The sequence below is a fragment of the Pseudomonas sp. BRG-100 genome, from assembly GCF_000737955.1.
Taxonomy (GTDB): Bacteria; Pseudomonadota; Gammaproteobacteria; order Pseudomonadales; family Pseudomonadaceae; genus Aquipseudomonas; species Aquipseudomonas synxantha_A.
In genome coordinates this window covers 4,408,704-4,426,512 of record NZ_JPRX01000001.1, presented here as the reverse complement: position 1 = coordinate 4,426,512, position 17,809 = coordinate 4,408,704, and the positions used below count along the sequence as shown (strand labels likewise).

Below are 17,809 nucleotides of genomic sequence, written 5' to 3'. Positions count from 1 at the left end.
TCGAGCCCTCCAGGACTATTTAGCGCAGTTGAATCGGCTGATTACCGAAACCGGTATGACGAGCATTCACCGTGCTGCCCAGGTCAATGGGTTTCTGGCGGTAAAAGGTCGTCAGCAACTGGTCCGGATTGGGGTTTGCAAAGTAAATCAATGAGCTTCTGGCGACCGGTTTGCTGGGCGCAAGTACAGCATGGTAGGCGGCAGGCACGGCATGATCGGAGAGCTCTGTCAGCAAGGAGCCCGCCAGCACCGCGACCTCGTTCTCCAGAAGGCGTACAGGTTCCAACGATCGTCCCTTCATCAAGACCAGCCCTTCGCGGGTAGGCTTGATAAACGAAAGCATATGCCCGTCTTCATGAGGATCTTGAGCAAATTTACGAGAATGGTCTTTGGCCTGTGGACCGTAGACACACAACTGGATATACGATGCCGCGCGAAAGGGGGCCAAGGGTGCCACGCCAAATTCCTCGCAAATGCCATCCATCACCCCCTGGGCCAACTCGCTCATCTGTCGTTCAAAACTGCCGACTGCGGCAACGAAAGTACTTCGGGTGAATTCGAAAGCGGTTCTTTTTGAAGCGTGCGCGGGCCAGTAACAAAACCGCTCGCACAGGTCAGGGTGATCCTCGACAAGGGAGTACTCGGCGCCAAAAGGGAAAAACCCATCCGTGTCCTGGGCAAAGGAAAATTCATCCTTGATGGCCTGGGGAATGGCCGAATACCCATCGATGATCTTTTTGTAGTCCTGCAACATCGCATCAGGAATTTGCAGAATGCCAAAGCCTGATCGGGCTATGGATTCGCAGCATGCTTTTAATCGAGACATAGCTATACCCAAAGATAGTTGTAAAGGAATGCAACACACACTAGGTTCGCAAGCATGCGAGAAACCGCGACACTGGATATAGCCAAACAGAAAGGGACCGATCCATGTCCTTCACAACGGCGCTAGCAGGTTGCGAGTGTGCAGGGCTCACTACACGCAACGGCGAGCAAGTTGTCCTTTTTGGCGAACAAGATGATGATTTTTCAAGGACGGGGATCAACGTACGGATATGAGCATCAAAACCCGCGACACACTCCGAGCACTGGTCGTAAGACGCAGCCGGGAACTGGGCAAATCCATGACAACCCTGGCCAAGGAAGCCGGTATTTCGCGTACCTATCTTTACGGATTAGCGGGTGGCATTTCACAGGATCCCTCGGTACGCACCCTGATCAAACTGGCCAAGGCGCTGCAGGTGTCCCCGTTATTGCTGTTCCGCTACTTCGCCGATTTGGCAGGCGCACCGGTCGATACCCATTCAATGGCAACCACCAACCGAGCCATCGGCCTGCATGATCTTGGCGACATTGTGGTGTTTAACGCCGACGTCACCACGCCCGACCAAACCGTCGTGCTGCCTGGCGAAACGTTTCAGAAAACCTGGGAGATCCAGAACGTCGGTACCCGCCCCTGGCGCGGTCGACGATTGGTTCGAGTGGACGGTGAATACGTCATCGCCCGTCGCACGGCTACAGGCGAGCCCCTGGAAGTGGTGATGGACAGCCACCTGCGCAGCCTTAACAACGAGGTACCGATTGCCGAAACCCTGCCCGGCCAACCGGTGCATATCACCGTAGAGTTTGGAGCGCCGAAAGAGACCTGCACGGTCACTTCGATATGGCGTATCGAAGATGAACACGGGCGCCCCTGCTATGGACCTGCATTCATCCTGCATGTGATTGTCAACGTCATGGCACGCTGAAAGCAGCCTTATTTGCGCCCTTCCACCGCCATCCGTACCGCCAACCCCATCAGCACCGACCCCATCACCCAGCGCTGCACCACCTGCCACCCCGGCCGAGTCACGAAGAACACCGCGATGGAGCCGGCCATACAAGCAATCACCGCATTGACGCTGACGCTGATGAAAATCTGCAGAGAGCCCAACACCAACGATTGCAACAGCACGCTGCCATGGCCGTTCGGTTCAATGAACTGGGGCAGCAGCGACAGATACATCACCGCCACCTTGGGATTGAGCAGGTTGGTCACCACGCCCATGGTGAACAACTTGCGCGGGCTGTCCTTGGGCAAGTCCCGCACCTGAAACGGTGAACGCCCGCCCGGCTTGACCGCCTGCCACGCCAGGTACACCAGATACAGCGCACCGCCGAACCGCAGCACGTCGTAGGCAAGCGGCACCGCCATCACCAGCGCGGTGATACCCAGCGCCGCGCACACCATATAGATCAAAAAGCCCAGCGCCACCCCGCCAAGTGAGATCAGCCCTGCGGTGCGCCCCTGGCAGATCGAGCGGGAAATCAGGTAAATCATATTCGGCCCGGGCGTGAGCACCATGCCGAGTGAAATCAGGCCGTAGGCAAGCAAGCTGGATATATCGGGCATTGTTTAGCTCCTGGATTTTTATGCTGCCGGCGTAAAATCCTTCGCCAGCACTGTAGTGTTACGCGCCATGCTAGAGCCTTGCAGGCTCAGCCGTTAGATACAGATCCGCGAGCAAAACGCCATACACCAGCGGCACCCTTCAACCAGGACAGGCACATGATCGACTTCAACAACAAAGGCTTCTTCAAGCTCAAACAAAACAACGAATACGCCGAACGCGTTTCGGCCCTGCTGATGGACGGCGAAGAAGTGGTCGACGCGTACAAGGCCATGCGCGACGGCGTGGTCTTCACCACCAAGCGCATCATCGCAGTGAACGTGCAGGGGATTACCGGCAGCAAGAAGGACTTCACTTCGCTGCCTTACAAAAACATCGTGGCGTATTCGGTGGAAACGTCAGGGACGTTTGATCTGGATTCGGAGCTGGAGATTTACTTTTCGTCGCTGGGGAAGGTGAAGTTCGAGTTCACTGGGAAAACCTCGATTGTGGAGATCTCGCGGCTGATTTCAAAGCATCTGCTGACCTGAACCTTGGGCAAAAAAAGACCTTGGCGCACCAAGGCCTTTTTTTTGCCTACACGATTCAACAGATGTACCAGATCATAATGTGGGAGGGGGCTTGCTCCCGATGGCGCCCTCCCATGAATACATGATCCGCCGAACACTTGAGAACTCACACCCCACGCCTGCGCAAATATCTGCGATACCAACCCACTCCCAGCAACACCGTAGCCAGCATCACAACCCCATTACCCACCAACCAAAATCCAAAATTTCGATTCTGTTGCGCATCCCCCTCATAAAACGGCCCGAAATAAGCCGACACTGCCACAACCAATCCGTTAAACACCGTCAGCGCCACCACAACCATCCCGATCACAAAGAGCACGCCCTTAACCACCTTCATATGACTTTCCAAAACCCTATCTCCCTGGACTCGTAATAGTCCGAGAACGTCCCCTCAATCGAAAACCCCAACTGAATACGCGGATAACTCAGCCAATTCGTCAACCGCCGCCCATTCCAAAGGTCAATGTGGTCACCACTGCGATTGCCAGACGTCTCATTCCCTCGGCGCCAAAAGTCTTTGAAAAAGATAATGCCTTGCTGCCCCGCCAACACCTCTTCGAAATCCTCAGGTTTTATCTTCTTCGGGCGCTGCAAACCGGGGATATTCGCGTCACTTAGAGCTTTGGCCATCTCCTCAGCTGCCAACACATGGCCCTCACTCTTGGCATGCTGCCAACAATAGCGCACACCTCTCAACCTGCTCAGGTCGGCGCCTGACCTGCGCAGTGCTACGCCCAGGTTAATGGCGCATTGGTCACTGAAATTTTTGGCGCCGTTGGTTCTACAAGGGGCGGCGTCTCCGAAGATTTCCGGATGGTTTTTCCATAGGGAGTTGAACGTCAGCATTAAGCGCTTCCATCGCGTATTTTTCACACGAACGTAGCAAACGCTTTGCCGCTAATACTGAGGTCAGGCGCAAATCAGAACGGTCCTACTTGGGTGTAGGCTTTGGATGCAGGCCAAGGCTCATAATGTTAATGAAAGGCCTAAAATCACGTGCTGTGAAACATGAGGACGGGTGCATTTGTCCTGGTTATATTCAAGGCGCCTGTAAATCAGCAAATGGTGCACAAGTGACCCGATCATCCATCATCAAAATAAACCTGAGCCGCATCCAAAACCCCAAAGAACTTCACGCCACACTGTGCACTTCACTCAACTTCCCCAACTGGTATGGCCGAAACTGGGATGCCTTTTGGGACGCCATCAGCGGCTTGGTAGAAATGCCGGAGACGCTTGAGTTTTCTGGTTGGGATATTTTTTCAGAGCACCTACCCCACGATGCCAAGATGCTGCGGCAGTGCTTGGCTGAGCTTGCGACCCATTACCCGGAGCTTGCGTCGCGGGTTCGCTATTGATGCTTGAGCCTAATGACAACCGACGGCGATACCTTAAGCCGAACCCAGTTCAATGTGGGAGCCTGCGCTTAACTGACTGGCATGACGGCAAGCCCCGCCACCTTCTGATCGCGTTGTGCCCGGTGGTAGCCGTCAGCCTGGGCAGCTCACTTGAGCTGGAATGTATCTAAGTACGCCAAGATATTTTCAATCTTCTGCGGATCACTGATTCCCCAGAAAATCATCCGCGTCCCACTTACCACCGATTTCGGGTCTTCGATGTAGGCCGTTAGTTTGTCCCGCGTCCAAACCACTCCCGAATTCTTCATCGCATCCGAATACTGATAGTCCGGGGTCGTACCGGCAGGTCGGCCGATAATGCCGTTCAGCTGCGGCCCAAAACCGCCGCGCGCACCTTCACCGATGCTGTGGCAGCCGCCGCAGGTCTTGGTGAAGAGTTTGCCGCCCGCTTCGGCGTCGCCAGCTGCAAACGCGGGTGCAGCGACAACGGTGAGGGCGAGAGTCAATAACACGTACATCATCAGGGTCTCCCTATGGGTTATTGCCGTCAATTATGCCTGCTTGAACGGCCGCTCCCCCAGCCGTTCCACCAGGCGCACCAGATAACCGTCCGGGTCTTGCACGATGAACTGGCGCTGCCCGGCCTCTACGTCGCCCGCGCGGTACCAGGCATCCTCGACGTTACGGAACAACGGGCGGCCGATCTCCGACAGGCGCCGCAAGATAGGCGCTACGGCAGGCACGTCGATTTGCAAGTTGACGCCACGCCCGAAAGGCTGCTGCAAGGGCGCGGTCAACCACTGCCCGGCGTGCGGCTCGTATTGTTCCAGCATGATTTGCGCACCGTGCAGGTCGAGGTAGGCAAAGCCTTCTTCAGCGCGCTGATAGGCGATGCCGAAACCCAACTGGTCAACCCAGAATGCCAGGCTGGCACCGAGGTGGGTAACGATGAGTTCTGGCACGAGGGGATTACGCTTAAACATGGCATTCCTTGGACGTCGCAGTGGCGCTTACCTTAACGGATTATCGTGCTGACGGCGTGGGGCAAGACCACATGCTGGAACCAGCCGAATGACCACCCATCGTTTAAAAAACATCCAATCGAACCTATATACCCAACCCCCACTCCACCTTACTGAACCCCTGATGGTGGAGTAAGGATCATGGCTCAGCCATCGATTTTAGTATTGGAAGACGACGAGATCATTCGGGCGTTAATGGTGGATGTGCTGGAGGATTTCGGTGCGGTGGTGACTTCATTCCCTTCGGCGGATGAAGGGATGATTTATCTGGAGCGGGGCGACGACCCTGTGGACTTGATTGTCAGTGATATTCAAATGCCCGGCCTGCTCAATGGCTACGACTTGAGCCGCGTAGTGGCTCATCGCTGGCCTGAGGTGCAGGTGGTGCTGACTTCCGGCAATACGAAGATCGCCACTCAATTGGGCAGCTCGGTGCGGTTTCTGCCTAAACCATGGAGCACCGATCACTTGCTTGAGTGCGTGCAAACGGCGTTGACCCAGCAGGGACCGCCCATGCATTGATAGCGTCGCGATATCATCCGGACCGAACTCGTGGCGTGCCGTGGGGTCATTTGGAATACAGGGAGCGACTTTTCTGATCCACTGGTCAGCCTTTTCGCTTCTTGCGCTCAGCTGACGACAACGAGTTGTGTAGAATTGTCGCCCATTTTCATGCGTCATTCCTGGCCGACAGGCCCACAGTTCGAGCTCATTGAATGCACTCACAGGCCCATGACGTTGGTGCGCCATCCTTGCTGGAAACGTTGCGCACGGGTACCGGCCTGTTGCATGTCGCGTTGGAAAAGCGTTTGCCGTTTTTTTCCGAACGCCTGGATGCCCAGTGGTATCGGCGATTGCTGCAGGCGTACTACGGTTTTTATCAACCCATGGAGGCGGCGCTGTACGACGGTGGCCTGATTCCGGATGGAATTGATATTGCGTCACGTGTGAAAACGCCGACGCTGGTTAACGATCTGCGCGCTCTGGGCCTGGATAGTCCCACCCTAGATGCCCTTCCCCGCTGCACCCAACTCCCCGCGCTGGACACTCCTGCCGCTTGCCTCGGCGCCCTGTATGTACTGGAAGGTGCAACGCTCGGCGGCCAGGTATTACGCCGGGAGATGGCGTCACGCCTGGCGATCGAAGCCGACAACGGCGGTGCGTTTCTCGATGTCTACGGTGCCGAGACCGGCCGGCGCTGGAAAGACTTTCTCGACTACCTGGCTCATCAGCCACTGGATGCGAGCGCTCGAGCGCGCGCAGTGATGGCTGCCCGGTCCACTTTCAGCGGCTTTGAGCAATGGCTCGAACGCCAGGAGGTACTGCTATGAAACCCGAAGATTTTGAAGAGCTGCTTGCCAACTGTGCCGACGAGCCCATCCGCTTCCCCGGGGCAATCCAGCCTCATGGCGTGTTGCTGACGCTGTCGGAGCCTGAGCTGAACATCATTCAGGTCAGTGCCAACGTCGGCACCTTGTTCGGCCACACGCCCGAGGCCTTGTTGAATCAACCGTTGCACACGTTGATTGGCAGTGAACACGCTCAGGTGGTGCAGTCGATGGCCGAGCACAATACCTTTATCGACGCCCCACCCCTGCATGTCACGCTCAACGGTGCTCAGTTCGAAGGTTTGCTGCATCGTCATCAGAACGTGCTGGTGTTGGAATTCGAACCCTTGCTCGCGGATTTCAAACCCCAGGTACGCAATGGTCTCACCAGCAACCTGAGCAAAATGCTGCAACGCCTGCAATCGGCCAAGACACTGCAAGCGCTGTACGCCATCAGCGTGGATGAAATCCAGGCCATGACCGGTTATGACCGAGTGCTGATCTATCGCTTCGAAGACGAAGGCCATGGTCAGGTAATCGCTGAAGCCTCGGCGCCGGCCATGGAATTATTCAACGGCCTGTTCTTCCCCGCGTCCGACATCCCCGAACAAGCCCGTGAGCTGTATCGCACCAACTGGCTTCGGATCATCCCGAATGCGTCCTACGAACCCGTACCGCTATTGCCAAAATTGCGCCCGGACACCGGCCAACCGCTGGACCTGAGCTTCGCTACCCTGCGCAGCGTGTCGCCGATTCACTGCCAATACATGCAGAACATGGGCGTGTTGTCGTCCATGAGTATTTCGCTGATGAAGGGCGACAAACTCTGGGGCCTGATCAGCTGCGGCAACCGCGAGCCGCTGCTGGTGCCGAACGATCTGCGTATGACCTGCCAGACCATCGGTCAGGTGCTGTCGTTGCAGATCAGTGCCATGGAAGCCTTGGAGTTAAGCCGCCAGCGAGAGGAGAAAGTCGAAACCCTGGCGTTGCTTGATCGGGCGATGAAAGCCAGCGACGACAATGTGTTCGACAGCCTGGCCCACCACGGTAAAAAACTGATGGACCTGACCTTGTCGGGCGGTGTGGCGATCATCGAAGACAAGCAGTTGCACCGTTACGGCAACTGCCCGGAACCAGCGCAAATCCGGGCGCTGCACAAGTGGCTGCAAACGCTGGGCCAGCCGGTATTTTCCAACCACAACCTGGCTTCGGTGTACCCACCGGCCGCCGAGTATCAGGCGGTGGCCAGTGGTGTGCTCGCCATGAGCCTGCCCAAGCCTGTGGATAACGGTGTGTTGTGGTTTCGCCCGGAAGTCAAAGAGAACATCAATTGGAGCGGTGACCCGAGCAAGCCGCTAAATCTGGAAACTTCTGACACTGGCCTACGCCTTCGCCCACGCACGTCGTTTGAAATCTGGAAAGTGGAAATGGCCGGCATTTCCACCAAGTGGAGCCACGGCGACCTGTTTGCCGCCAATGACCTGCGCCGCTCGGCCCTGGAAAATGACTTGGCCCGCCAGGTGCTGCGCGAACAACAAGCGGTGCGTGCCCGTGACGAGCTGGTCGCAGTGGTTTCCCACGACCTGCGCAACCCGATGACAGTTATTTCCATGCTCTGCGGCATGATGCAGAAAGCCTTCAGCTCCGACGGCCCACACACCTCACGGCGGATTTCCTCGGCCATCGACACCATGCAACAGGCCGCCGGGCGCATGAATGTGCTGCTGGAGGACTTGCTCGACACCTCGAAAATCGAAGCCGGACGCTATGTGGTCAAGCCGGTTGCGCTGGACGTCAGCCAGATATTTGAAGAGGCATATTCGCTGCTGTCGCCACTGGCCTCGGAAAAAGGTATCGACCTGTCGTTCAACGCCGAGCCTGGCCTGCAGATCAGCGCCGACCCGGAGCGCTTGTTCCAAGTGCTGTCGAACCTGATCGGCAACGCCATCAAATTCACTCCCCGCCAGGGCAACATCGGTATCAGCGCCATGAGCAACGGCGAAGAGATCGTGTTTTCGGTACGCGATTCCGGTGAAGGCATTGCGCCGGATCATTTGCCCCATGTGTTCGACCGCTATTGGACCCAGTCCGAGAACAATCCCACCGGCAGCGGGCTGGGGCTGTATATCACCCAGGGGATTGTCCAGGCCCATGGTGGTCGGATCGAAGCCGACAGTGAATTGGGGCGCGGCAGTGAATTCAGGTTTACGGTGCCTAAGCCTGCTTGAGACACACCAAATTCCTACTAGCCAAACATATGGTTACCTATGGCCGGGAACGAAAAACCCGGCCAGCCTCACTCAATCAGTGCGCACTCAAAGGGAGTATTGATGCGACAACAGTCCTCCAATTGAGTAAGGGGTTTTACCATGTTCATCGGCAATTCGTTTCACAGCTTCAGCTATAACATCCAGCAAGGCTTAAAAGATAACCAGCCTCCAGCCAATCCCGCACCAACTTCTTCGCCGCTTGACGGCCCCCCACAGGGGCAGGACACGCAACCAAAACCCAAAGGTTCGGGTATGACCTCTCTCGGAGGAGGCAAACTGACTTAAACCGTTACGGGTCACCGGCAACAAGTGCAGTGCAGTGCAGCGCACCGCGCTGCACTTGCGTTAACAAAACACTGACATCCTCTGCGTTATCCTCTCCAGTCCCACTTGGTATGAGCTGCATTTTTCATGCATCAACCCGACATCCTGCCTGCCGTCATCGCAGGTCCCCTGCTAAGGCGCCTTGAACCGCAGCGCCTGGTTATCTGGTTGGTGGGCAGTCGCGCCCTGCCACTGTGCTTGAGGCTGCAATTACCCCAGGGCGAGACGCTGAATATCCCGCTCGATGCAACGCACTGCCAAGTCGTGCCCGTCGGGCGCCATGCCGTTATCCACTTGATCGACGTAGCGCTGAGCGACGCTCTGCCCCAGGACGAGGTCATCGGTTACGACCTGATCGTCGACGGCATCGGCATCGCACAATGGGCGCCGCACTTGCTGTATGCCGACGCCACAACGCCGAGCTTCGTGCTGCATAGCCGCATCAACCACTTGGTACATGGCTCCTGCCGTAAACCCCATCACCGTGCAGATGAAGGTTTGTTGTGCGTCGACCGCCTGTTGGCGCAGGCCCGCACCCCGCTCGAACGCCCCGCCTTGCTGATGATGAGCGGCGACCAGGTCTACGCCGACGATGTCGCCGGGCCCATGCTGCGGGCCATCCATGCGCTGATCGCGCACCTGGGCCTGTTCGACGAGTTCCTGGAGGGCGCCGTGGTAGACGACAGCGTCAGCCTCTATGGGCATCGCGCCAGCTATTACCACCGCGCCGACCTGCTTCCGGCGCTGGACAGTAACGAGACCCTGCGCGAACGCTTTTTCGGCGGCGTGAAGAAGCCGATCTTCACCAGCAGCACCGCTGACAATCACCTGGTGACCTTCGCCGAAGTCATCGCGATGTACCTGCTGGTCTGGTCGCCCACCCCGTGGACGCTGATCACACCACGACCGCCGCAACTGAGCGCGCAAGAACAACTGCGTTATGCCCGCGAACAAGTGCAGATCGATCAATTGCGCACCGGCTTGCCGGGGGTAGCCCGGGTGTTCGCCCACTTGTCGACGCTGATGATCTTCGATGATCACGACATCACCGACGATTGGAACCTCAGCGCTCAGTGGGAGCAAACCGCCTACGGCCATCCCTTCTCCAAACGCATCATCGGCAATGCCTTGCTGGCGTACCTGTTATGCCAGGGCTGGGGCAACCAACCCCAGGTGTTCGGCGAACTGCTGACCCAGACCCAGGCACTGACTGGCCAGGCGCAGGGCAATCATCTGGACGCTGCTGCCCAGGATGATCTGCTGGAGGCGCTGCTGAAATTCCAGCAATGGCATTACGTTTTGCCCACCACCCCTGCCCTGGTGGTACTCGATACCCGTACTCGGCGCTGGCGCAGCGAATTTACCCTCAAGCAACCTTCCGGCCTGCTGGACTGGGAAGCCTTGAGCGAACTGCAACAGGAGCTGCTCGACCATCCGTCGGCCATTATCGTCTCGCCTGCGCCGATCTTTGGCGTCAAGCTGATCGAAACGGTGCAAAAGGTCTTCAGTTGGTGCGGCTTCCCACTGCTGGTGGACGCCGAAAACTGGATGGCTCATCGCGGCGCCGCCCAAGTGATCCTGAACATCTTCCGCCACTCGCGCACGCCCGGTAACTACGTGATCCTCTCCGGCGATGTGCATTACTCGTTCGTCTACCAGGTGCTGATCCGTCACCGCAACGGCGGCCCGAGGATCTGGCAAATCACCAGCAGCGGCATCAAGAATGAGTTCCCGCCGCGCCTGCTGGAATGGTTCGACCGTCTCAACCGCTGGCTGTATTCCCCACGCTCGCCGCTCAACTGGTTTACCCGCCGCCGTACCATGCAGGTAGTCCCGTATATTCCGGACCATGCCGAGGCGGGTGAGCGGCTGTGGAATAGCGCGGGAATTGGCCAGGTGTTTTTCAATGAACAGGGCCAGCCGGATGAGATTTACCAACACAACGCGGATGGAAAGCCTCGAACAAAGATGCTGGCGCCCGAACCATAGCCAAACGCCACTATCCGAAAGCAGCACATCCGCCCTATTCAAACCGTGCAAGCAGCGAGGTAGAGTAGCGCCAGCCACGGAGTATCGGCGTCACCAATAATAACTGGCCCCTAGGGGGCGTTCTCAATTAGTTTCCCCGCCGCGTTGTCGCCTTAAAGCGGGCCAGGCAAGGCGCAGGCCGCAGGGAATGGTTGTTCCCTTTCCAAGGCCTGCAACGCAGGCTGGCCCGCTTTAAGGCACAACCCGAAGGGCCGGGCCTGCTGTTGTGCAGGGCTGCGTTGCTCGAAGCTTATTTGGAATGACCAAACCACGCTTCTCGCGCCTTGCCCTGCACAACAGCAGACCCGGCGCGACGGGGAAACTAATTGAGAACGCCCCCTAGAAGCCAGCCCTTGCAGGGAGCGCGCTGATGGACGATACACCCGGCAACGAGCCACTACGCAATGACTTTTCCGAACTCAACGCCGACCTGCTGCACGCCATCATGGAACTGGTCAGTGACGGGATCTGGGACTGGAACGCCACGACTGGCTACGTCTACCGCAACCCCGGCTGGTACGAAATGCTCGGTTACTCCCGAGACTCGCTGGAAAACAACGTGTTCACCTGGGAAAGCGTGATCCATAGCGAGGATTACCCGCGCGTGATGGCGTTGTTTGATGACTACATCAGTCAACGTTCGCCCCTTTACCGCGCCGAATACCGCTGCCGGAAAGAAGACGGCACTTACCTGTGGATCGAGGATCGTGGCTACATCATTGCACGCAACCCCGACGGCTCAGTGGCGCGCATGGTGGGCGCGCACCGCGACATTCATACGCGTAAATGCTCCATTGAACGCTTGCAAAAGCGCAACCAATCCCTTGAAGCACTGGTGGCAGAACGTACCCTTGAGCTATCGCGGGTCAATCAACAATTGCAGATACAGCTGGACGAAAACCGCTCCCTGGCCGAGCGCGACGCGCTGACACGCATCGCCAACCGTTATCGCCTGGAAAAATGCCTGCTGGAAGAATGCGACCGCGCCGAACGCTTTCGTGTGCCCCTGGCGCTGGTGGCGATGGACATCGATGACTTCAAGCCGGTCAATGACCGATACGGTCACGGCGTCGGTGATCAGACGCTGATAGGGGTGGCGGAACGTCTGGAAAGCTGCGTACGCACAACTGACCTGCTGGCTCGCTGGGGCGGCGATGAGTTCATGGTGGTGCTGCCTGCAAGCAACCTGGACACGGCGAAGGAATTGGCCGAAAGGATTCGCCGTGCAATCAAACAGTCGCCTATCGTCAACGACCTCAACGTCACCCTGAGCCTGGGGATTGTAGAGCGGCGCATGGGTGAGTCTCCCGCCGCGCTGGTGGCAAGGGCTGACCGAGCGCTATATCGGTCCAAGGCGGCTGGCAAAGATGGGGTGTCGGATTAATGCAGACAAGCGCTCCTTCCGATTTGGAATGACCCGGCGACTTTATTTCGTTTGCGGCAAGGCCCGGTGCGCGGCTTAGATAAACCACGCCCAGCCTTGTCGAGTACGCGATTCATGAGCCACGCCAGCATCAGCCAATCGATTTCCATCGTCCATCCCATCAGCCTCAGCCACGGTAAAAACGCTGAGGTGTGGGACACCGCGGGCAAACGCTACATCGATTTTGTCGGCGGTATCGGCGTGCTCAACCTGGGCCATTGCCATCCGGGCGTAGTGGCGGCGATTCGCGAGCAAGCAACCAGGCTTACCCACTACGCATTCAACGCCGCACCGCATACGCCCTACATCGAGTTGATGCAACGCCTGACGGCGTTTATCCCGGTGCACTACCCGGTCAGTGGCATGCTCACCAACAGTGGCGCGGAAGCGGCGGAAAATGCGTTGAAGATCGTCCGCGGCGCCACCGGGCGAACGGCGGTGATCGCCTTTGATGGAGCCTTCCACGGCCGAACCCTGGCGACCCTCAACCTCAATGGCAAGGTGGTGCCTTACAAGCAGAAGGTCGGCGTACTGCCTGGCCCGGTGTATCACCTGCCGTACCCCAGTGTCGATAACGGCGTGACCTGCGCCGAAGCGCTGAAGGCGATGGACCGTCTGTTCAGCGTGGAAATCGACGTAAACGATGTGGCCTGTTTCATCATCGAGCCGGTGCAGGGCGAAGCCGGTTTCCTCGCTCTCGATATCGAGTTTGCCCAAGCCCTGCGGTGCTTTTGCGACGAGCACAACATTCTGCTGATTGTCGATGAGATCCAGTCCGGCTTTGGTCGCACGGGGCAGCGCTTTGCCTTTTCGCGCCTGGGCATCGAACCGGATCTGTTGCTGCTCGGCAAAAGCATCGCTGGCGGCGTGCCGTTGGGTGCTGTGGTGGGGCGCAAGGCGCTGATGGACAACCTGCCCAAGGGCGGCCTCGGCGGCACCTACTCCGGCAACCCCATCGCCTGCGCGGCGGCACTGGCTACCCTTGAGGCGATGACCGATGAACATCTGCAAGCTTGGGGGGCACAGCAGGAGGCGGCCATTGTCAGCCGCCATGAAAGCTGGCGCTCACAACAACTGTCGCCCTACCTGGGCCGCCTCACCGGCGTCGGCGCCATGCGTGGTATTGAACTGGTGAATGTCGATGGCACTCCGGCCTCCAGGCAACTCACTCAGTTGCTGGGCCTGGCGCGAGACGCCGGCTTGCTGTTGATGCCCAGCGGCAAGTCGCGGCACATTGTGCGCTTGCTGGCACCGTTGACCATCGAGCCTTGGGTGCTGGAGGAGGGCCTGGATATTCTCCAGGCGTGCTTCGCGCAACTGGACCAATAACGTCACCTGCCCGAACCTGTCTTGACCTGATCCCCCACCCCGCCGAAAATGCCCGACGTTTTTGTCTCCCCGTTTACTACGCAGTGAAATTTTAATGCCTGATTCCTACACCGCAGAATCCGCCGAAGAATCCGTAACCGCCTTGCATGCCAAAGCCGAATACGAAAACGCCATCAATCTTTCACAGCATGTGCCAGCGGCCAAGATCATCAGCGAGATGGTGCTGGACGCGTTTCATACCTCCAAAGAAAGCGACCAGATCCGCGAGCTGCGCATCGCCATCCGCCAGGCCCATGACGCCTTCGACGATGACAAAGCCTACGACCTGATGGGCCAGCTCAAACAATTGAAGGACGCCGAAGCCGCCGATAACGCCGCCCTCGAAGACCTGAGCAGCAAGTTCTCGATCAGCCGCATCCTGTCCAGCTTCAAGGACGATCCCCAGTTTCAGGAACTGGTCTATGGCCTGGCCCTCAAGGTGCTGAACCAGTCGCACCAGGCCATCAGCAACCCAAGTGCCGGCAAGGGCAAGGCAGCACGTGCCAAGAAAGAAGCCGAGGTGTTCGTGATCAGCAAGGATGGCATCAGCGTCACCCTGCCGCTGCGCACACCGCGCTCCAGGCTCAGCGTGGACCGCGAAGCATTCGAGTTCCTGGGGTTCAACTTCGTAGGTGAAGGCGACGAGGCCGAACTGGAAGTGGAAAGCTTTGTGGATAACGCCGGTAATGAACAGCCGTTGAGCCGCAAAAGTGTGATTACTGCGCTGCAGCAGCAGACAGCGTTTGCCGGCTACAGCATTGCCCAGCAGTAACGCGGCAACACCGCTGGACTAAACATCACTTTCAAGAGATAGCACACTGTGGCGAGGGAGCTTGCTCCCTCGCCACAGTCATGGCTGGCTGCAGGTAATGTTTCAGCCAACAGGCGCGATCTGCGCGGCAAACACCTCGCGAAAGCGTTCCATCTCCTGCTGGTTGCCCACTGTCACCCGCACCCATTGCGGCCAGTTCTGCCATACGCGCCCCACCAGCACATTCTGTGCGGCCAGCCGCTCAACCACCTGCTCAGCTGGTTGCTTTACATCGATCATGAAGCAATTGCTCTGGGAAGCCGTGCAGCTAAAGCCCCGGCCTTTGAGCCAGGCGACTGTCTCATCACGCAACCTGGCATTGAGCGCTTTGCGTTGGCCCACCAACGTGGTGTCCTCCAGGCTGGCACGTGCGCCCAATAGGCTGGCAGCGGCCGGGACGTTGTCACCGCCGAACACCGCCAGCCGCTCCAGCAGCGCCGGATGACCGATTGCCAGCCCCAGACGCGCTCCGGCCATGCCGTAGATTTTCGAGAACGTACGCAGCACCAACAGATCGTCGTGGTCGTTGACCCAACTCACACAGCTGGGTGCATCGCAGAAGTCGATATACGCCTCGTCCACCACCAGCACGCTCCCTTGGGGTTTGTTCGCCAAGGCTTGGCGGATGGCCTCGGTAGGGGTCAGGGTGCCGGTGGGGTTGTTGGGGTTGCACAGGTACAACATGCCGGCCTGTGGGTCTGCCGCGAGCATGGCCGGTACATCATGGGCATGACCGGCGTCGAGGTTCACTTCATGCACCGGTGCCTTGATCGACTCGGCCGCCTGACGCACAAGTTCATAGGACGGTGTCGCCATGACCAGGCCACGGGTTTGGCTGGTAAACGCCAGCACCGCAAAACGCAGGGCCGCCATCGAGCCGGCAAACACCGCGACGTTTTCTTCGGCAACCCCCTGCTGGTGGGCAAACTGCGCGGCCAAGGCGTACATGTCCGGGTAGGGATAGCGCCCAGACGCTGCAATCGCTCGCTGCATCGCCTCACGGGCGGCGTCTGAAGGGCCGTAGGGGCTTTCGTTGTAGTTGAGCCGTACCTTGTCGGATTGAGCCGGCACCGGGCTGGCAACCGCCCAATCCAGCTGGCCAAGTACAGGTAACGCCGCCCCAAGCGCGAGAAGGGACCTACGGCTGAAGCTGACCATGGTGACTACTCCTTGTCGAAGTGCGAGGGATTCGCACAGGTCGGATATAACGGTATGACGAGAAAGCAGTTGCCTGATTTAGCGTCGGGACGTATCCCTGCACTCAGTACTTTATTGTCAACGCGAGCCCATGCAACACTGCGCTGCCGCGGGCCTGGAACTAGACGTTCTGCCGGGTATGGACTGATGACTAAATGGAAGTGGTGAGCACTTGATACACAGACGAGAAAAAACCGAGCACTTGAAGAGCAATATCAAGTACTTGATCAAAAGTCGTGGCGAAACCCAGCTTTCGTTAAGCAATGCCGCCGGCGTGACCAGGACGACCATCTACAACATCCTGGAAGGCAAGGTCGTCAAAGTGCAACAGTCGACCATTCGCAAGATCTCTGATTTCTTCGGCGTTTCGTACGAAGAAATCGAGACCGTCAACTTTGAAGCCAAGGAAGTCATCGAAAGCAATGTTTCCCCCCTGGGCAACAAGAACCCGGCGGCAGTGCCTGTGCTCAAGGAAAGCCTGCTGATGCAGAACCTGGGCAAGCGCATCGGCGAACTGGCCACGCTTTACCCACTGACTTACTACTTCGGCAACTCCTGCAACTTGATCGGCGTTCGCCTGGAGCATGCGATTCCCGGCATCAATGAGCCGGGGGACTTGCTGATCGTGCAGAAAGGCGCATCGAGCGACGATAAAGAAAAGCTGGTGTACGACCGCGCCACCAAGAAGCTGTTCATCACCCTTGAACCCTGCGGCAACTCAGACCGCTTGTGCGTCATCGGCGATATTCTTGAGGAGCGCTTCAATGACAACCTTTGAAGGCGCCGTGGAAAACAGCAAATACAAGTTGCTGGGCTTTGAAAATGACAAGCGCCTGGCAGTGATCATGGTGATCGCCACGGGCAAGGTCGTCAAAATCAAGCTCAGTGAGGTGCTCAACAGCGAAATGATGGACAACTTCAACAAGCTGGAAATCAAGAACCTCTACAAGAAGTTCTATTCACAAGCAGGAGCACTCACCGCCTACGACATTAACGACCGCAATGAAAACTCGTGGATGATCTACATCATCCTGAACCTGTTGCTGTTCACGTTTTACATCTTCACCAGCATCGCCGCGACCAAACCGATCTACCTGGAATCCATGGGCATCATTGTGACGCCGGGCACTTTTTTGTACCCGCTGACCTTCTTGATTGTGGATCTGCTGAACGAGAACTTCGGCCTGCGCCTGGCCCGGCGAGCCATTATGTTTGCGTTTGCCAGCAATGCGATGATCATCATCCTGTTGTATGGCTCAACGTTCCTGCCGGGGCTGCCGGGCTGGAAACTCGATGGGCCGTATAACGACGTGATCCTGCAAGTGTCGTCGGTGCTGGTGGCCTCTTCGGTGTCGTTCCTGGTCTCGGAGAATATAAACTCCTACCTGCTGTGCAAGATCAAAGAACTGACCAACTCCAGGTACCTGTACCTGCGGATTTTCTTCAGCACCTTCTTTGCGGTGATCATCGACAGTTTTCTGTTCTGCTTTATTGCCTTCTACGGCGCCATGCAGACCAGCGATATCCTGAGCATGATCTATGTGCAGATTGCGATCAAAGTCGGTTTTGCGTTCTTCAACATCCTGCCTGCCTATGGGGCGCGCTCGTTGTTCAAGCGCTACCTGACCACTGCCAACACATGAAACCTATGTGGGAGGGGGCTTGCTCCCGATGGTGGTGGGTCAGCTAAGAATGTATTTGCCTCGACACCGCTATCG

General features: G+C 57.6%; 20 protein-coding genes. 13 read left to right on the top strand and 7 right to left on the bottom strand.

Features of this window, described 5'->3' with window-relative positions; all coding sequences use genetic code 11:
• Nucleotides 1-19: 19 nt before the first annotated feature.
• The gene (locus tag JH25_RS07740) at nucleotides 20-826 is read right to left on the bottom strand and encodes a 2OG-Fe(II) oxygenase family protein (protein WP_032879594.1); all 807 of its coding nucleotides are present in this window, start codon (nucleotides 824-826) and stop codon (nucleotides 20-22) included.
• 229 nt (nucleotides 827-1,055) lie between these two features.
• Here JH25_RS07740 and JH25_RS07745 point away from each other — a divergent pair, with 229 nt between their 5' ends.
• A complete protein-coding gene (locus JH25_RS07745; protein WP_005791214.1) occupies nucleotides 1,056-1,748 on the top strand; it encodes an NBR1-Ig-like domain-containing protein in 693 nt (230 codons plus the stop codon).
• A gap of 8 nt (nucleotides 1,749-1,756) precedes the next feature.
• Here JH25_RS07745 and JH25_RS07750 read toward each other — a convergent pair whose 3' ends face one another.
• A complete protein-coding gene (locus JH25_RS07750; RefSeq protein ID WP_032879592.1) occupies nucleotides 1,757-2,392 on the bottom strand; it encodes a LysE family translocator in 636 nt (211 codons plus the stop codon).
• Nucleotides 2,393-2,548: 156 nt separating this feature from the next.
• Between JH25_RS07750 and JH25_RS07755 the strand changes: the two genes are divergently transcribed.
• Nucleotides 2,549-2,920, top strand: a complete 372-nt coding sequence (locus JH25_RS07755; protein WP_032879590.1) for a PH domain-containing protein — start codon at nucleotides 2,549-2,551, stop codon at nucleotides 2,918-2,920.
• A gap of 145 nt (nucleotides 2,921-3,065) precedes the next feature.
• On the opposite strand, the gene JH25_RS07760 is transcribed toward JH25_RS07755, so the two are convergent.
• Together JH25_RS07760 and JH25_RS07765 are read right to left on the bottom strand one after the other, a co-directional pair.
• A complete protein-coding gene (locus JH25_RS07760; RefSeq protein WP_032879588.1) occupies nucleotides 3,066-3,299 on the bottom strand; it encodes a hypothetical protein in 234 nt (77 codons plus the stop codon).
• Nucleotides 3,296-3,808, bottom strand: coding sequence for a T6SS effector amidase Tae4 family protein (locus tag JH25_RS07765; RefSeq protein ID WP_032879586.1), 513 nt, complete (start codon nucleotides 3,806-3,808; stop codon nucleotides 3,296-3,298). Before JH25_RS07765 ends, JH25_RS07760 begins: the two co-directional genes overlap by 4 nt.
• 227 nt (nucleotides 3,809-4,035) lie before the next feature.
• Between JH25_RS07765 and JH25_RS07770 the strand changes: the two genes are divergently transcribed.
• A complete protein-coding gene (locus tag JH25_RS07770) occupies nucleotides 4,036-4,320 on the top strand; it encodes a barstar family protein (RefSeq protein WP_032879585.1) in 285 nt (94 codons plus the stop codon).
• 146 nt (nucleotides 4,321-4,466) lie between these two features.
• Here JH25_RS07770 and JH25_RS07775 read toward each other — a convergent pair whose 3' ends face one another.
• Nucleotides 4,467-4,841, bottom strand: a complete 375-nt coding sequence (locus tag JH25_RS07775) for a c-type cytochrome (protein ID WP_032879583.1) — start codon at nucleotides 4,839-4,841, stop codon at nucleotides 4,467-4,469.
• A gap of 30 nt (nucleotides 4,842-4,871) precedes the next feature.
• The gene (locus JH25_RS07780) at nucleotides 4,872-5,303 is read right to left on the bottom strand and encodes a bleomycin resistance protein (RefSeq protein WP_032879580.1); all 432 of its coding nucleotides are present in this window, start codon (nucleotides 5,301-5,303) and stop codon (nucleotides 4,872-4,874) included.
• A gap of 180 nt (nucleotides 5,304-5,483) precedes the next feature.
• Between JH25_RS07780 and JH25_RS07785 the strand changes: the two genes are divergently transcribed.
• The 8 genes from JH25_RS07785 (at nucleotide 5,484) to JH25_RS07815 (ending at nucleotide 14,855) form a co-directional block, all read left to right on the top strand.
• A complete protein-coding gene (locus JH25_RS07785; protein WP_032879577.1) occupies nucleotides 5,484-5,864 on the top strand; it encodes a response regulator in 381 nt (126 codons plus the stop codon).
• Between the two features lie 194 nt (nucleotides 5,865-6,058).
• Nucleotides 6,059-6,673: a biliverdin-producing heme oxygenase gene (locus JH25_RS07790; RefSeq protein ID WP_032879575.1), complete on the top strand. Its 615-nt coding sequence runs from the start codon at nucleotides 6,059-6,061 to the stop codon at nucleotides 6,671-6,673.
• Nucleotides 6,670-8,898 (top strand): ATP-binding protein, encoded by a 2,229-nt coding sequence (locus JH25_RS07795; RefSeq protein ID WP_032879573.1) that lies wholly within the window; start codon nucleotides 6,670-6,672, stop codon nucleotides 8,896-8,898. The genes JH25_RS07790 and JH25_RS07795 overlap by 4 nt, the downstream gene beginning before the upstream one ends.
• Nucleotides 8,899-9,039: 141 nt before the next feature.
• A complete protein-coding gene (locus JH25_RS28740; RefSeq protein ID WP_146097887.1) occupies nucleotides 9,040-9,225 on the top strand; it encodes a hypothetical protein in 186 nt (61 codons plus the stop codon).
• Between the two features lie 126 nt (nucleotides 9,226-9,351).
• Nucleotides 9,352-11,253: an alkaline phosphatase D family protein gene (locus JH25_RS07800; RefSeq protein WP_032879572.1), complete on the top strand. Its 1,902-nt coding sequence runs from the start codon at nucleotides 9,352-9,354 to the stop codon at nucleotides 11,251-11,253.
• Nucleotides 11,254-11,662: 409 nt separating this feature from the next.
• Nucleotides 11,663-12,676 (top strand): diguanylate cyclase domain-containing protein, encoded by a 1,014-nt coding sequence (locus JH25_RS07805; RefSeq protein WP_032879571.1) that lies wholly within the window; start codon nucleotides 11,663-11,665, stop codon nucleotides 12,674-12,676.
• Between the two features lie 114 nt (nucleotides 12,677-12,790).
• Entirely contained in the window at nucleotides 12,791-14,044 is a 1,254-nt protein-coding gene (locus JH25_RS07810) for a 2-aminoadipate transaminase (protein WP_032879569.1), read from the top strand.
• 94 nt (nucleotides 14,045-14,138) lie between these two features.
• A complete protein-coding gene (locus tag JH25_RS07815; RefSeq protein ID WP_032879566.1) occupies nucleotides 14,139-14,855 on the top strand; it encodes a hypothetical protein in 717 nt (238 codons plus the stop codon).
• 102 nt (nucleotides 14,856-14,957) lie between these two features.
• On the opposite strand, the gene ptaA is transcribed toward JH25_RS07815, so the two are convergent.
• Nucleotides 14,958-16,052 (bottom strand): pyoverdine biosynthesis transaminase PtaA, encoded by a 1,095-nt coding sequence (gene ptaA / locus JH25_RS07820; RefSeq protein ID WP_032879564.1) that lies wholly within the window; start codon nucleotides 16,050-16,052, stop codon nucleotides 14,958-14,960.
• A gap of 211 nt (nucleotides 16,053-16,263) precedes the next feature.
• Here ptaA and JH25_RS07825 point away from each other — a divergent pair, with 211 nt between their 5' ends.
• Together JH25_RS07825 and JH25_RS07830 are read left to right on the top strand one after the other, a co-directional pair.
• On the top strand, nucleotides 16,264-16,869 hold the full coding sequence (locus JH25_RS07825; RefSeq protein WP_005791243.1) for a helix-turn-helix transcriptional regulator: 606 nt from the start codon (nucleotides 16,264-16,266) through the stop codon (nucleotides 16,867-16,869).
• Complete coding sequence (locus tag JH25_RS07830; RefSeq protein ID WP_032879563.1) at nucleotides 16,856-17,734, top strand: queuosine precursor transporter; 879 nt, start codon at nucleotides 16,856-16,858, stop codon at nucleotides 17,732-17,734. Before JH25_RS07825 ends, JH25_RS07830 begins: the two co-directional genes overlap by 14 nt.
• Nucleotides 17,735-17,809 lie beyond the last annotated feature (75 nt).

Bases quoted from the DNA above. Each gene is read 5' to 3' on its own strand.
- JH25_RS07740 (WP_032879594.1), bottom strand. From the start codon at position 826: ATGTCTCGATTAAAAGCATGCTGCGAATCCATAGCCCGATCAGGCTTT.
- JH25_RS07765 (WP_032879586.1), bottom strand. From the start codon at position 3,808: ATGCTGACGTTCAACTCCCTATGGAAAAACCATCCGGAAATCTTCGGA.
- JH25_RS07815 (WP_032879566.1), top strand. From the start codon at position 14,139: ATGCCTGATTCCTACACCGCAGAATCCGCCGAAGAATCCGTAACCGCC.
- JH25_RS28740 (WP_146097887.1), top strand. From the start codon at position 9,040: ATGTTCATCGGCAATTCGTTTCACAGCTTCAGCTATAACATCCAGCAA.
- JH25_RS07795 (WP_032879573.1), top strand. From the start codon at position 6,670: ATGAAACCCGAAGATTTTGAAGAGCTGCTTGCCAACTGTGCCGACGAG.
- JH25_RS07745 (WP_005791214.1), top strand. From the start codon at position 1,056: ATGAGCATCAAAACCCGCGACACACTCCGAGCACTGGTCGTAAGACGC.
- JH25_RS07780 (WP_032879580.1), bottom strand. From the start codon at position 5,303: ATGTTTAAGCGTAATCCCCTCGTGCCAGAACTCATCGTTACCCACCTC.
- JH25_RS07750 (WP_032879592.1), bottom strand. From the start codon at position 2,392: ATGCCCGATATATCCAGCTTGCTTGCCTACGGCCTGATTTCACTCGGC.
- JH25_RS07830 (WP_032879563.1), top strand. From the start codon at position 16,856: ATGACAACCTTTGAAGGCGCCGTGGAAAACAGCAAATACAAGTTGCTG.
- JH25_RS07775 (WP_032879583.1), bottom strand. From the start codon at position 4,841: ATGATGTACGTGTTATTGACTCTCGCCCTCACCGTTGTCGCTGCACCC.
- JH25_RS07800 (WP_032879572.1), top strand. From the start codon at position 9,352: ATGCATCAACCCGACATCCTGCCTGCCGTCATCGCAGGTCCCCTGCTA.
- JH25_RS07790 (WP_032879575.1), top strand. From the start codon at position 6,059: ATGCACTCACAGGCCCATGACGTTGGTGCGCCATCCTTGCTGGAAACG.
- JH25_RS07785 (WP_032879577.1), top strand. From the start codon at position 5,484: ATGGCTCAGCCATCGATTTTAGTATTGGAAGACGACGAGATCATTCGG.
- JH25_RS07755 (WP_032879590.1), top strand. From the start codon at position 2,549: ATGATCGACTTCAACAACAAAGGCTTCTTCAAGCTCAAACAAAACAAC.
- JH25_RS07760 (WP_032879588.1), bottom strand. From the start codon at position 3,299: ATGAAGGTGGTTAAGGGCGTGCTCTTTGTGATCGGGATGGTTGTGGTG.
- JH25_RS07810 (WP_032879569.1), top strand. From the start codon at position 12,791: ATGAGCCACGCCAGCATCAGCCAATCGATTTCCATCGTCCATCCCATC.
- ptaA (WP_032879564.1), bottom strand. From the start codon at position 16,052: ATGGTCAGCTTCAGCCGTAGGTCCCTTCTCGCGCTTGGGGCGGCGTTA.
- JH25_RS07805 (WP_032879571.1), top strand. From the start codon at position 11,663: ATGGACGATACACCCGGCAACGAGCCACTACGCAATGACTTTTCCGAA.